Below are 12,252 nucleotides of genomic sequence, written 5' to 3' on the forward strand. Positions count from 1 at the left end.
CGCCTCAGACGGCGACGGCGCCCGTCTCCACCAGCCGGCCGACGGCCTCCTCGATCGCCTCCAGCGCCTCGTAGCGGGGCCGGTGGCCGAGCAGCCGCTCCGCCTTGGCCATGCTGCAGTGCGGGCTGTACATGATGTGGTCGTAGGTGACCGCCGCGTCCTCCTCGGACACCGTGGCCCGCCACCGCTCCCACGGCAGGTACGTCAGCCGCGCCTCCCGCCCGAACCACCCGGCCACCGCCTCGGCGTAGCCGCGCAGCGTGAGCGCGCCCGCCGCCACCGAGTGGAAGCTCTCGCCGACCGACGCCGACGGCGTGGCCAGCGCGTCCATGAACAGCCTGGCCACGTCGTCGGCGTGCACGTGCTGCACGGTCTCCATGCCGAAGTTCGGCAGCGCCAGCTCCTCCCCGTCGGCCAGGGTCTGGAAGACGGCAGGGTTGACGTTGCCCGCCGGGTTGACCGGCACCCATCCGGGCCCGGTGATGTGGCCCGGGTGGATGACCGTCGCGGGGAACCCGTCGCGGTGCGCCCGCTCCAGCAGGTACGCCTCGATCGCGGCCTTGCGCCTGCCGTACTCGCCGAGCGGCCGCTTCGGCCGGTCCTCGGTCGTCGGCACCCGCGCGCTCGGGCCGTGCGTCCAGATCGTCCCGCAGTGCAGGAAGTGCCGGACCCGCCCGGTCAGCGCCTCGGCCAGGTGGCGGGCGCTCGCCTCCTCGAAGCAGATGAGGTCGATGACCGCGTCGCCCTCCAGGTCGGCGATCCGCCGCCCGAACGTGCCGGCCGCGTCCTCCGCCTCCCGGTCCGCCGAGACGGCGGTGACCCGCCGCCAGGCGCCGTGCGGGGTGTAGGGCTCCCGCTTGCCCCTGCTCACCGCCACGACGTCGTGGCCGGCGTCCACCAGCCTGGGGATGAGATAGGTGCCGATGTGGCCACTCGCGCCGATCACGACTACTCGCATGGACGCAGCGTAACCCGCAGGCGTCACCAGGCGACCGGGAGGGAGGACAGCCCGTACACGACGCTGAACGAGCGGAACACCGGCTCGGCGCCGTCGGCCACCCGCAGCCCGGGGAAGCGCTGGAACAGCGCGGGGAAGGCCGTCTTCAGCTCCATCCTGGCGAGCGGTGCCCCCAGGCAGTGGTGGATGCCGTGCCCGAACGCCAGGTGGCCGTGATCGCCGCGTGTCAGGTCGAACCGGTCGGCGTCCGGCACCAGCCCGGAGTCCCTGTTGGCCGTGGGCAGGGAGCAGATCACCAGGTCGCCGGCCGCGATGACGGTGTCGCCGAGCCGGGTCTCCGTGGCGGCGACCTTGGTGGTGCCGGAGTGCACGATGCTGAGCCAGCGCAGCAGCTCCTCCACCGCCGCCTCGATCCGCTCGGGCTCCTTGCGCAGCAGGTCGAGCTGGTCCGGGTGGCGGAGCAGCGCCAGTGTGCCGAGCGAGAGCATGTTGGAGGTCGTCTCGTGCCCGGCGAACAGCAGCAGGCTGCCGATGCCGACCAGCTCGTCCTTGGTGAGGTCGTCGCCGTGCTCGCGGACCAGCATGCCGAGCAGGTCCTCGCCGGGGTCGGCCTGGATGCGGCCGACCAGGTCCTCCATGTACGCCCGCGACTGGAACTGCAGCGCCACCCGCTCCTCGGCGGGCACCGTGACGTCGAGCATCCGGCTGGTGCGCTCCTGGAACCCGGCGCGCTCCTCGTACGGCACGCCGAGCAGCTCGCAGATCACCAGCGACGGGATCGGCAGCGCGAACGACGGCACCAGGTCGGCGGGCGGACCGGCGGCCTCCATGGCGTCCAGGTGCTCGTCGATGATGGCCTTGACCCGGGGCTCCAGGCGCCGCATGCGCCGGAGCGTGAACTCGGGGGTCAGCATGCGCCGCAGCCGGGTGTGCTCCGGCGGGTCCTGGCCGAGCAGGTTGCCCGCGTTGATCTTGGCGAGCTGCTCGGGGGTCATCTCGGGCGCTCCGGGCAGCCGCGCGATGGTCTGCTTGGCGATCGGGAACCGCTCGGCGTCGCCCAGGACCTCGCGGACGTAGGCGTGCCGGCTCACCAGCCAGGCGTCGGCGCCGAACGCGGTCGTGATCCGGGTGACGCCCGACTCCTCGCGTGCGGCGGCGAGGTCCGGCGCGGGGTCGAACTGCGCGCGCCGCATGTGCAGCGGCATCACCGAGGACTCGGACATGCGTACCCCTGAATGATCGTCGTTGGTGTGGCGTAAACCGTAACAATGCGGGAGGGGTGCCTCTAGTGTGATCTTCAATCAGTTATGGGTTCGTACCGCGCCTGATCACCTTTCCGCGATCCTGGGCCCCCGCGGGCGCCTTGACGGTGGCGACGGGACGCCAGGAGCATGCCCGTAACTTCCGAGGACGATTGGGGACGGTGGAGATGGAGAAGGCGGGCGTGCCCGAGCAGGTGCCCGTGCTGGTCGCCGGAGGCGGGCCCGTCGGCCTGGCGACCGCCGTGGAGCTGGCGCACCACGGCGTGCGGAGCCTGGTGGTCGAGCCGCGGGAGACGGTGTCGTGGCTGCGCCCCCGCGCCAAGACCACCTCCGCCAGGACGATGGAGCTGCTGCGCCGCTGGGGCCTCGCCGAGACGTTACGCGCCCGCGCCCCGCTCGCGGTGTCGTGGTCGGACCAGGCGGTGTTCGTCAACAGCCTGCTCGGCCGCGAGATCGCCAGGATCGGCGGCTGCTTCGGCCTCGACCTGGTCGGCTCCGACCTCGCCGCCGAGCCGGGCCAGCAGGCGCCCCAGCCGCTGGTCGAGGAGATCCTGCGGGAGGCGGCCGGGGACGCGCTGCTCACCGGCTGGCAGGTCGCCGGGCTGACCGAGGACGGCGACGGGGTCACCGTGCGGATCGTGTCGGGCGAGGGCGAGGAGCGCGAGGTCAGGGCCGCGTACGTGGTCGGCTGCGACGGCCCGCGCAGCGTCACCAGGGCCGCCATCGGCGCCCGCTACGAGGGCCGCCAGGACGCCCGGCCCAACTTCAACATCGTCTTCCGCGCCCCTGGCCTCGCCGAGCGCGTCCCGCACGGCCCCGCCGTCCACTACTGGGTGCTCAACCCCGCCCAGCCCGGCCTGACCGGCCGCCTCGACCTGAAGGACACCTGGTGGTGCATCGCCCAGGGCGTACGGGCCGAGGACGCCGACCCGGTGCGGCTCGTCCGCAACCTGGCCGGGGACGACGACCTGGAGGTCGAGATCCTCGCGACCGACCCGTGGACCGCCCGCATGCTGCTGGCCGACCGCTACGCGAGCGACCGCGTGTTCCTGGCCGGCGACGCCGCCCACCAGAACCCGCCCTACGGCGGTCACGGCTTCAACACCGGCATCGGCGACGCGGTCAACATCGGCTGGAAGCTCGCCGCCGTGCTCAACGGGTGGGCGCCGGCCGCGTTGCTGGGCACGTACGAGGCCGAGCGCCGCCCGATCGCCGCCGACACCATCGAGGCCGCCGCCGCGAACATGGCCACCCTCGCCCCCGAGCTGGCCGACCCGGCGCTGATGGGCGACGAGGCCGAGTTCGAGAAGGTGCGCCCGGCGGTGGCCGAGGCCGTGCTGCGCACCAAGCACAGCGAGTTCCACAGCCTGGACCTGGTGCTCGGCTACGTCTACACGGGCTCGCCGATCGTCGCCGACGGCGCCGGCGAACGCCTCCCGCACCGCTGGCTCGCCCCCGGCGTCTCCCTCTACGACCGCCTCGGGCGGGGCTTCAGCCTCCTCGGCGACCCGGACGCGCCCGGCGTCAAGACCCTGGAGGCGGAGGCCCGCGACCTCGGCGTCCCCCTGGAGCTCGTCCCGCTTCCTGACGAGCCCCTGACCCTGGTCCGCCCCGACCAGCACGTGGCCTGGCGCGGCGACACCCCGGACGGCGTGCTCCGCCGCGCGCTGGCCATGAGCTGACCGTCAGGCGCGGCTCGCGGCGACCGCCCCGAACCACCTCCCGGCCGCCTCGGCCAGCCCGGCGGCGCCCGCCCACGCCACGTAGCCGTCGGGCCTGATCAGCAGCGCGTCGGCGGGCGGCCGCGCGGCGGCGGCGTGGACGACCTCCATCCAGTCGTCCTCCGCCAGGCCGTCCGTGCCGCCGCCGAGGTCGAGCAGCACCGGACGGCCGCTCCGCAGCAGCTCGGCCACCCGCCGCCCGTCCGCCAGCTCCAGGTCAGGCGCCGGCCTGCCGACGGCCGGGTGCGCGTCCGCGGCTCCGGGGTCGTAGCGCGCCCCGGAGTCGTACAGCAGCCCGGCCAGGTGGCGGACCGGCTCCTCGAAGGCGAACACCTCGCCGAGCAGCGCGCGCAGCGCGGCGCCGTCCTCGCCGTCCACCCGATCGACGGCCGCCTGGGCGCGGGTCTGCGTGAGCGTACGCGCCCCGGCCGGACGCCGTTCGGCCTCGTACGTGTCCAGCAGCTCCCCGGGCACTCGCCCGCGCAGCACGGCGGCCAGCTTCCAGCCCAGGTTGACCGCGTCCGTCATGCCCACGTTCAACGCGGCGCCGCCCGCGGGGAACAGGTGCGCGGCGTCGCCCGCCAGGAACACCCGGCCCGCCCGGTAACGCTCCGCCAGCCGGGCCTGCGCGACGGTGGACGACAGCCAGATCGGCTCGCCGAGCGGCAGGTCGCGGCCGAGGTGCCGGCGCAGGGCCGCCTGGAACATCTCCAGGGTCACGGGACCGCGGGGCGGCGCGCCGCGCTCGCGGATGCCGGCGATGAGCACCCCTGGCTGGAGCGAGTTCAGCAGGACCCGGCCGTGGGGACTGCGGTTCCAGCCGGGTTCCATGCCGGGCCCCATGCCGGCCTCCAGCGAGCGGGCGTCGGTCCTGAAGTGGCCGACGATCAGCCTCTCCTTGTCGGTGTCGCCGGGGAAGGCGATGCCGGCGGCCTCGCGTACGAGGCTGTGGCCGCCGTCGCAGCCGACGGCGTACCGGGCGCGCAGCTCGCCCCGGCCGGTGGTCAGGGTCACCCCTTCCGCGTCCTGCGCGAGCGCGAGCACCTCGCATCCGCGCCTGACGTCGGCCCCGAGCTCCCGCGCCCGTTCGTCGAGCAGCCGTTCGAGGCGTGGCTGCTGGATGAGCAGGACGCGCAGGGGGATGCCCGGCACCCCCTCGAAGCGCAGCGGCACGGACGCGAACGGCAGGCCGGGCGCGGGGCCCGCGTAGGGGCTGCCGGCGCTGAAGCGCTCCAGCAGGCCGCGGTGGTCCAGGGTCTCGACGATCTGCCCGACCAGGCCGTTGGCCTTGGGCAGGTCGCCGATCTCCGGACGCTTGTCCAGCACGATCGGGCGGACGCCGGCCAGGCTCAGCTCGCACGCGAGCATGAGCCCCACGGGTCCCGCTCCCACGATCAGCACGTTCTCCATGCCTGTCAGGCTAGATTGACAAAATCGCGGCTGTCAATCTAGCCTGACACACGTGGACGTCACAGAGTTGTCCGAGCGCATCAGGTCGAACGACCCGGCCATGGGCCTGCGGGCGGTCGGCGCACTGCACCGGCTGGCCGAGCAGGTCGAGGCCGTGTCGGTGGCGCTGGCCAGGGAGCAGGGCTGGACCTGGGAGCAGATCGGCGACGCGCTCGGCATGTCACGACAGTCGGTGCACGCCAAATACGGAAAGTGAGGCACCCGTGATGTTCGGCTGGGAGAAGAGCGCCTTCGGAGTGATCGTGAAGGCGGCGGTCCAGGAGGCGAGAGAGCGCGGCGACCGGCGCATGGGCACCGAGCACCTGCTGCTCGGCCTGCTCCACCACGAGCCCGTCGCGCGGGCGCTGGGCGCGGACGTGACCAGGGCCCGCGCGGCCCTCGGCGAGCTCGACCGCGAGGCGCTGCGGATGCTCGGCGTGGACGTCGGCGAGGACCTGCCGTCGAGGCCGCGCAGGCACCCGCCGCTCGGGGGCGGCTCGCTCACCTCCAACGCGCGCGCCGTGGTCGACCGGGCGGTCAAGGGCACGACGATGCGCAGCAGGAGCGAGGCGCCGAGGATCATGGCGCTCGCCCTGCTCGACCGCGAGCGGCCGGACCCGGTCGCGCAGCTCATCGACAGGCTCGGCATCGACCGGGCGGCCGCCCGCGCCCGGCTCGCCTGACCGGAGCCCGGCCGCCCGCCGTCGCGGCGGCCACGGCGGCTACGGCGGCTACTCGGCCGCGCGGTGGCGGCGGTCGTCTTCCTCGCGCGGCCGCGGGGCGACGACGGTGAAGGAGGCGGTGGCCGTCCTGCCGCCGACCTTGACGGTCACCTTCCGGGTGCCGGCCTTGGCGCGCGACGGGACGGTCAGCTCCTTGACGGCCCGGCCGCCGGAGAGGCTGAGGCGGTAGCTCTTGCCCTCGGGGCTGGTCACCGTGGCGGTGCCGGAGGTCTGGCCCTTGACGAGGATCGTCACGCCGTACGTCTGCCCGGCCCGCACCCGGGACGGATCGACCGCCACCGAGAGCGAGACCTGCCGGGGCCCGGCGTCCTTCCTGTCGCGGGCGTCCTGCTTCTCGGCGGGCGCCGGGGCGGCCGGGGCCGCGTGGGACGGCTGCGGCGCGGGAGCGGCGAGCGCGGCTCCGGAGAGCGGAAGGGCGAGGAAGGCGGCGCCGGCGAGGGTCACGGTGAAGGGCTTGGAGAAACGCACTGCTCGAAGTATCCAATCCTGGGACTGACCTGGCCGATCCTTGATGAACCCGGCCCCGGAGGTCGTCCCTCGCCCGACATGCTGCTGACCGAAGATGAGAAGAGCCTGTCATCGTCCTGTGGATGGCATAAGAGCAGGTGAAGCGGGCTCCGGGTGGGGCGCGTCCACATCTCGGCCGCGAACGTCTGGTCTGGAAAGCCGTTCCGGGGGAAGGGGAGGCGGAGCACTGGGTGGCTCCTGTGGCAGCGACAGCGCTTTAAAGGGATAGGAAGGGCCCGGTGGGGACACGGCGCACGCGTCCCCACCGGGCCCTTCCGCTGCGCGCGCGAGGTGGCCAGGAAACCGGCACGGTGATTCCTTTCCTCAACCCTTCCGTAACGGGGTGAACGCACACAGTTACTATGTGTCAGATTCGTACGTGTACGCATCACACATCCCAGGGGGCTGGATATGGACGAGAACAGGGCTGACACCTCACAGCTCGACTTCGACGACGAGGCGACGTTGTTCCAGGCGCAGGACGACCCGTTCGCCGCCGCCGCGGTGGACCTCGCGGTCGAGACCGAGCTGCTGCGGGACGACGACCTCGCCGACCGCGCCGCCGCCGAGGTCGCCTGGCTGGCGGCGAGGCACGAGAGCGAGCGCCGCATCGCCGAGCTGGACCCCCGGGACCAGGACCGCGTCCGCCACCTCCAGGGCGAGCTGCGCGCCACCGGCGCCGAGGTGTGGCCCGTGGCCCACTGGTGGGGCTTCGAGATCCAGCTCAACGAGGTGGCCGCCGCCCGCGCCGCCGAGCTGGCGTCCCTGATCGGGGAGACCGCGGGCGCGGTGCTCGGCGGCTGGCTGACGCCGCTCGTCGAGTGGTCGGCCAGGAACAAGGCCCGCTGGATCGGCTCGGTCGCCCGCCCGTACGGCGCCCGCCTGGTCTCGCCGTGGACCGCGCCCGCCTCACTCGTCCCGGCCCGCGTGGGCGCCGTGCCGGCCGGTGACGCCCGCCTGTGGTGGGCGGTCCACGAGCCGGGCGAGGGCTGGAGCGAGGACCAGCGCTTCGTCGACCACTTCACCGCCACGGGCGCGGCCCTCGCCGAGTACCGCGACCGCCTCTACGTCGCCCACCGCGGCAGCGACGGCGACGCCGCCCTGTGGTGGGCCGTCTACGACGCCGAGCAGGGCTGGAGCGAGGACCAGCGCTTCCCCAAGCACTTCAGCGCGAAGGCCCCGGCGCTCGCCGTGTACGACGACCAGCTCTACTGCGTGCACCGCGGCGCCGGCCAGGACACCGCCCTGTGGTGGGCCCGCTGGGACGGCTCCAGGTGGAGCCAGGACACCCCGCTGCCCGACCACTTCACCGTGAGCAGCCCGGCCCTCGCCGCCTACGACGGCAAGCTGTGGTGCGTGCACCGCGGCGCGCACGACGACAGCCTCTGGTGGACCGTCTGGGACGGCAGCAGGTGGAGCCAGGACAACCGCTTCCCCGACCACGCCAGCCGGTCCGGCCCGGCCCTCGCCGTCTTCCGCGGCCACCTGCACTGCGTGCACCGCGGCGCCGGCGAGGACACGGCGCTCTGGTGGACCCGCTGGGACGGCTCCTCCTGGAGCCGCGACGAGCGGCTGCCCGACCACTTCTCGGCCGAGGGCCCGGCCCTCACCGTCTACAAGGACCGCCTCTACGTCGTGCACCGCGGCGCGGCCGACCAGAGCCTCTGGTGGGCCTCCTTCGACGGCGCGAGCTGGAGCGCCGACGAGCGGCTGCCCGGCCACTTCAGCGCCGAGGCCCCGGCCGCCCTCGCCTTCCGCGACAAGAACGCCACCCGCGACCAGCTCGTGGTGCTGCACCGCGGCAGCCGCTGACGCGCAGGAGGGGCGCCGCGCCGGCGCCCCTCGTCCCTTCTCTACCAGCCCGCGAGCTGGTCCACGAACCACTCCACCAGCGTCCCCGACACCGCGCCGTGCGGGGAGTTGCGGCTGTCGCAGCAGTACGCGTCGAGGAACGTCTCGTCCTTCTGCAGCAGCCGCAGGTCGGTGTAGAGCTCCGACGGCCACGTCAGGGGGTCCCGCGCCAGCGCGACCGCGCTCACCGACGGCACGAAGCAGGTGCCGCGGAAGCGGTCCTCGATCGGCAGCCCCATCGCGTCCGCGACCCGGCCGAAGGCGTCCAGGGTGCCGCCGGGCGCCCCGTCGAACGCCGCCACGTACGAGGTCGCGCTCGTCCACACAGGCTCGCCGAAGCCGATCGCGCCGACGTTGCGCAGCTCGCCCTGGTCCGGCTGGATCCTCGCCACCAGCCGCAGCGGCCCCTCGCCCAGGTCCAGCACCGGCGTGCCGGGACGCAGGTCCGGCCCGCGCCCGTCGCCGGAGCCGTTGACCAGGCCCAGCTTGTACGGCCGCATCGGGAACCAGCCGATCCGGCGCATGTCCTCCAGCAGCTCCTTGCGCAGCGGGCTGGAGTCGGTGACCCGGCCCGAGTAGCCCGTGCCCGGCAGCCAGCCCCACAGGAGCTGCTGCGCCGCCGGGCTGCGGATCAGCTCGGCCTGCCCGGCCCCGTCGGGGCGCGGCTGGATCGTCTCGTGCAGGTAGGCGAGCTGCTGCAGCACCAGCGGGATCCACGCCCCGAGGTGCGGGGTGTCGTACGAGAAGTACTTGTCGGTCTGGTGGTCCACGCCCTCGCTCTCCATGCGGGCCAGCGCGTACCTGGTGATCATGCCGCCGGCGCCGACGCCGCCCACGATCAGCGGGGAGTCGCCGCGCCGGGTCTCCAGCACGCGCAGCAGGCAGGTCACCGCGACGGCCGCGTTCGCCTGCACGTACGCCTGCCGCTGGTCGAAGCCCAGCAGGACGACGTCGAGCCCCATCTCCAGGAGCTGGTCGAGCAGCCCGGGGATGCCCGGCTCGTACGGCGCGTTGAAGTGCCGCCACATGCTCGCCAGGTCGCTCGGACCGTAATTGAAGCCGTCGGCGAAGATCAGCGGCCGGACCGGCGCCGTGCGCCCCTCCGCCAGGTGGACGTGGGCCCGGCCGGTCGCCACGTGGCCCCGGTGCGGTTTGTCCGCCACGAGCTCCCATACCAGGTCGGGCTCGGCCGCCTCGCCCTCGCGCACCGGCGGGGTGGCGAACCAGACCCCCGGGTCGCCGAGCGCGCTCGCGATGCGCTCGATCTGCTCCGGGGCCAGGCTGCTCTCGACGGTCCTGGTCTTGCTCTCGACGTCGATCCTCGGTTCCTGTGCCATGGTGATCCCCTCCTCACGTGATCACTCACAGTAATCGAAGCAGGTGAGGGGGTGGTGGCGGCGCGCGTGCGCCCGCCCAAGCGCAGTTCACCGGAGTGTCAGGAAACGGCGCTTCGCCGAGTTTGCCGATGAACGCCGGGTAGGGACGCGATGAACCACATGAGCAGGGACGGTCATGTTCCTGCCGTTACGGAGGTGAAAGCGATGGCACTGCCCGCCAGGCGGCACAGAGCACCGGCGCCGTGGGCGAGCGCGAGCCCGACGGCCCGCTCGTGGGACCCCTTCACCGAGTTCCAGCAGCTCTGGGACCAGATGGGCCGGCTGTTCGAGCAGGGCGCCGAGGCCGACACCGCCGCCTGGCGGCCGGTCGCCGAGACCGAGGAGACGGCGGAGGCGTACCTGGTGCGCGCGGAGCTCCCCGGGCTGCGGCGGGACGAGATCAACGTCGAGGTCGAGGGCAACGAGCTGTGCGTCTCGGGCGAGGTCGCCGAGGAGGAGCGGGGGCCCAGGCTGAGGCGGCGCACCGGCGCGTTCGTCTACCGGACGATCCTGCCGTCCGACGCCGACCTCGACAAGATCGGCTGCGAGCTCGGCGACGGCGTGCTGACCGTACGCGTGCCGAAGACCGAGCAGGGCCGTTCGCGCCGCATCGCGATCAAGGGCTGACCGGGCGAGGGGGCCATGGCCGGGACCCAGGCGTTCTGGATCGACGCGGCCCACGAGGGCGCGCAGACCCGCTACGGGGAGCAGCTGCGCAGGTGGCGGCAGCTGTTCGCGGCGGTCGAGGGGGAGCCGGGAGCGGCCGGCGTCACCCTGGACCCGCTGCGCTTCGCGCTGGGCGCGTGGGAGGCCGCCATGCGCCCGGTCACGGACCTGCCCTACGTACGCTGCCATCCGCGCGTGCTCGACGCGGCCTGCCACCGCCCCGAGGAGGCGCGCGGCCCGCTGGCCGTGGTCGAGCTCGCCGTGCCCCCGCCGGTGCCGCTGCCCGACGGCTGGCACACCTGGCACCGCCCGGAGGGCGGCGGGGACGGGTACGCGGCGCCGCCGTACGAGCGGCCGACCGCGCTGACCACGCTGGAGCTGCGCACGCCGCTCTCGCCCGACCGGCTGCCCACCCCCACCCACGCCCGCGCCGCGGGCCTGCCCAATCTGGACGACGCACAGGCGTCGCTGGAGGCGCTGGTGTCCGAGCTGAACGCGGTCGTCGCGCCCTTCCTGCACGCCCTGGAACGGAACCCGAGGTGAACCCCCATGAACAGACCCGCAGGCGACCCCGACGACGAGTTCTTCGCGCCCGTGCTGCGCGAGCCGCCGCCCCCCGAGGCCGAGTCGGCGACCGGGAAGGTGAGCGACACCGGCGTGCCCGGCGTCTCCGGCGGCGGCCACGGCGACCCGGAGGAGCAGCCGCCGCCGAGGAGCGCGCTCGGCTTCCGGCTGCTCGCCGTCGCCCTGGTCCTGCTGGCCGGGGTGGTGCTGGCCGTGTGGGCGCTGCTGGCCGGCAACCCGGCGCTGGCGATCGTGCCGGCCGTGGTGGCGCTGGCGGCGGCGGCGTACCTGGTGGCGTTCGGCGTGCGGAGGGCGCGCTCGGACGGCGGGCCGCCCACGTTCGGGTGAGTACGGGCGGATGAGTACGGGCAGGGCGATCGGGCCCTGCCGGAGCGAGAAGGAGACCTGACCATGAAGAACGAGCGCAGGGCCGCCGTCGGCACCCAGCTCATCGACCGGGAGTGCGTGCGCGCGCTGCTGGAGTCCGACCGGGACGACGCCACGCTGGTCTACGTGCGCGGGGAGTGCGTGGTGCTGCCCGACGCCGAGGTGGACGAGGCGCACCGGGGGCTGGTGATCGCCCGCCGTGACGAGCTGATGGCCAGGATGCCCGGCAAGGAGCTGACCGACCAGATGCTCGACAACCTGGCGCACCGGCTGGACAACATCGTCCGCGATCTGGGCGCCTGACGTCTGGTGCCGCGACCCCGGCCGGGGTTTGATCGAAGCACCCACGACCAGGGAGGCGGATCATGGCGTTCCAGCTCATCGTGCTCTACAACCACCCGGAGAGCGCCGAGGACTTCGACAAGCACTACGACGGCACGCACGCCCCGCTCGCCGCGCGCCTGCCGGGGCTGCGGTCGTACACGACGCTGCGGCCCGCCGGGGACCGGCCGCCCTACCATCTCGTCGCGGTCCTGACCTTCGACGACGAGGCCGCGTTCGGCGCGGCGATGGCCGGCGAGGAGGGCCGGGCGACGGCCGCCGACCTGGCGAACTTCGCCGGCGCCGGCGTCGAGATGCTGATGGGGCCCGCGGGGACGATCGTCTGAGGAGAGCGGGTCAGGGCGGCGGCCCCGCGCGGCCGCCCTGACGCCTCGGGAGAAAAACAGCCGGGGTAAGCATCACCTGTCCGCCGAGCTACTCTGCCCA

Annotated in this window: 14 protein-coding genes; 9 read left to right on the top strand and 5 right to left on the bottom strand. The window is 73.8% G+C overall.

Annotated elements, in window-relative coordinates; all coding sequences use genetic code 11:
* Positions 1-4 precede the first annotated feature (4 nt).
* On the bottom strand, positions 5-958 hold the full coding sequence (locus AC27IY_RS19205) for an NAD-dependent epimerase/dehydratase family protein (RefSeq protein WP_487178739.1): 954 nt from the start codon (positions 956-958) through the stop codon (positions 5-7).
* Between the two features lie 23 nt (positions 959-981).
* Entirely contained in the window at positions 982-2,181 is a 1,200-nt protein-coding gene (locus AC27IY_RS19210; RefSeq protein ID WP_487178740.1) for a cytochrome P450, read from the bottom strand.
* A 206-nt stretch (positions 2,182-2,387) separates the two neighbouring features.
* Between AC27IY_RS19210 and AC27IY_RS19215 the strand changes: the two genes are divergently transcribed.
* Positions 2,388-3,902 (top strand): FAD-dependent monooxygenase, encoded by a 1,515-nt coding sequence (locus tag AC27IY_RS19215; RefSeq protein ID WP_364462234.1) that lies wholly within the window; start codon positions 2,388-2,390, stop codon positions 3,900-3,902.
* Between the two features lie 3 nt (positions 3,903-3,905).
* Here the strand turns inward: AC27IY_RS19215 and AC27IY_RS19220 are convergent, their stop codons facing one another.
* Entirely contained in the window at positions 3,906-5,351 is a 1,446-nt protein-coding gene (locus AC27IY_RS19220) for an FAD-dependent monooxygenase (RefSeq protein WP_487178741.1), read from the bottom strand.
* A gap of 52 nt (positions 5,352-5,403) precedes the next feature.
* Here AC27IY_RS19220 and AC27IY_RS19225 point away from each other — a divergent pair, with 52 nt between their 5' ends.
* The gene (locus tag AC27IY_RS19225; protein WP_170223733.1) at positions 5,404-5,607 is read left to right on the top strand and encodes a helix-turn-helix domain-containing protein; all 204 of its coding nucleotides are present in this window, start codon (positions 5,404-5,406) and stop codon (positions 5,605-5,607) included.
* Positions 5,608-5,617: 10 nt separating this feature from the next.
* A complete protein-coding gene (locus tag AC27IY_RS19230) occupies positions 5,618-6,073 on the top strand; it encodes a Clp protease N-terminal domain-containing protein (protein WP_487179113.1) in 456 nt (151 codons plus the stop codon).
* A gap of 48 nt (positions 6,074-6,121) precedes the next feature.
* Here the strand turns inward: AC27IY_RS19230 and AC27IY_RS19235 are convergent, their stop codons facing one another.
* On the bottom strand, positions 6,122-6,601 hold the full coding sequence (locus AC27IY_RS19235; RefSeq protein ID WP_487178742.1) for a hypothetical protein: 480 nt from the start codon (positions 6,599-6,601) through the stop codon (positions 6,122-6,124).
* Between the two features lie 450 nt (positions 6,602-7,051).
* Between AC27IY_RS19235 and AC27IY_RS19240 the strand changes: the two genes are divergently transcribed.
* Positions 7,052-8,452, top strand: coding sequence for a PLL family lectin (locus tag AC27IY_RS19240; RefSeq protein ID WP_364461870.1), 1,401 nt, complete (start codon positions 7,052-7,054; stop codon positions 8,450-8,452).
* 41 nt (positions 8,453-8,493) lie between these two features.
* Here AC27IY_RS19240 and AC27IY_RS19245 read toward each other — a convergent pair whose 3' ends face one another.
* Positions 8,494-9,828: a hypothetical protein gene (locus AC27IY_RS19245; protein ID WP_487178743.1), complete on the bottom strand. Its 1,335-nt coding sequence runs from the start codon at positions 9,826-9,828 to the stop codon at positions 8,494-8,496.
* 204 nt (positions 9,829-10,032) lie between these two features.
* On the opposite strand from AC27IY_RS19245, the gene AC27IY_RS19250 reads away from it, so the two are divergent.
* From AC27IY_RS19250 to AC27IY_RS19270, 5 genes are all read left to right on the top strand, one after another.
* The gene (locus tag AC27IY_RS19250; RefSeq protein WP_487178744.1) at positions 10,033-10,494 is read left to right on the top strand and encodes an Hsp20/alpha crystallin family protein; all 462 of its coding nucleotides are present in this window, start codon (positions 10,033-10,035) and stop codon (positions 10,492-10,494) included.
* A 15-nt stretch (positions 10,495-10,509) separates the two neighbouring features.
* Positions 10,510-11,076: a hypothetical protein gene (locus AC27IY_RS19255; protein ID WP_364461861.1), complete on the top strand. Its 567-nt coding sequence runs from the start codon at positions 10,510-10,512 to the stop codon at positions 11,074-11,076.
* A 6-nt stretch (positions 11,077-11,082) separates the two neighbouring features.
* Complete coding sequence (locus AC27IY_RS19260) at positions 11,083-11,445, top strand: hypothetical protein (RefSeq protein ID WP_344213295.1); 363 nt, start codon at positions 11,083-11,085, stop codon at positions 11,443-11,445.
* Positions 11,446-11,508: 63 nt separating this feature from the next.
* Entirely contained in the window at positions 11,509-11,787 is a 279-nt protein-coding gene (locus tag AC27IY_RS19265) for a hypothetical protein (protein WP_487178745.1), read from the top strand.
* A gap of 62 nt (positions 11,788-11,849) precedes the next feature.
* Positions 11,850-12,152: an EthD family reductase gene (locus tag AC27IY_RS19270; protein ID WP_487178746.1), complete on the top strand. Its 303-nt coding sequence runs from the start codon at positions 11,850-11,852 to the stop codon at positions 12,150-12,152.
* Positions 12,153-12,252 lie beyond the last annotated feature (100 nt).

The organism is Nonomuraea sp. B208, assembly GCF_057536035.1.

What these genes read in the sequence shown, in the direction of transcription:
- AC27IY_RS19220 (WP_487178741.1), bottom strand. Translation starts at nt 5,351, where the DNA reads ATGGAGAACGTGCTGATCGTGGGAGCGGGACCCGTGGGGCTCATGCTC.
- AC27IY_RS19270 (WP_487178746.1), top strand. Translation starts at nt 11,850, where the DNA reads ATGGCGTTCCAGCTCATCGTGCTCTACAACCACCCGGAGAGCGCCGAG.
- AC27IY_RS19240 (WP_364461870.1), top strand. Translation starts at nt 7,052, where the DNA reads ATGGACGAGAACAGGGCTGACACCTCACAGCTCGACTTCGACGACGAG.
- AC27IY_RS19265 (WP_487178745.1), top strand. Translation starts at nt 11,509, where the DNA reads ATGAAGAACGAGCGCAGGGCCGCCGTCGGCACCCAGCTCATCGACCGG.
- AC27IY_RS19210 (WP_487178740.1), bottom strand. Translation starts at nt 2,181, where the DNA reads ATGTCCGAGTCCTCGGTGATGCCGCTGCACATGCGGCGCGCGCAGTTC.
- AC27IY_RS19205 (WP_487178739.1), bottom strand. Translation starts at nt 958, where the DNA reads ATGCGAGTAGTCGTGATCGGCGCGAGTGGCCACATCGGCACCTATCTC.
- AC27IY_RS19245 (WP_487178743.1), bottom strand. Translation starts at nt 9,828, where the DNA reads ATGGCACAGGAACCGAGGATCGACGTCGAGAGCAAGACCAGGACCGTC.
- AC27IY_RS19215 (WP_364462234.1), top strand. Translation starts at nt 2,388, where the DNA reads ATGGAGAAGGCGGGCGTGCCCGAGCAGGTGCCCGTGCTGGTCGCCGGA.
- AC27IY_RS19255 (WP_364461861.1), top strand. Translation starts at nt 10,510, where the DNA reads ATGGCCGGGACCCAGGCGTTCTGGATCGACGCGGCCCACGAGGGCGCG.
- AC27IY_RS19230 (WP_487179113.1), top strand. Translation starts at nt 5,618, where the DNA reads ATGTTCGGCTGGGAGAAGAGCGCCTTCGGAGTGATCGTGAAGGCGGCG.
- AC27IY_RS19250 (WP_487178744.1), top strand. Translation starts at nt 10,033, where the DNA reads ATGGCACTGCCCGCCAGGCGGCACAGAGCACCGGCGCCGTGGGCGAGC.
- AC27IY_RS19260 (WP_344213295.1), top strand. Translation starts at nt 11,083, where the DNA reads ATGAACAGACCCGCAGGCGACCCCGACGACGAGTTCTTCGCGCCCGTG.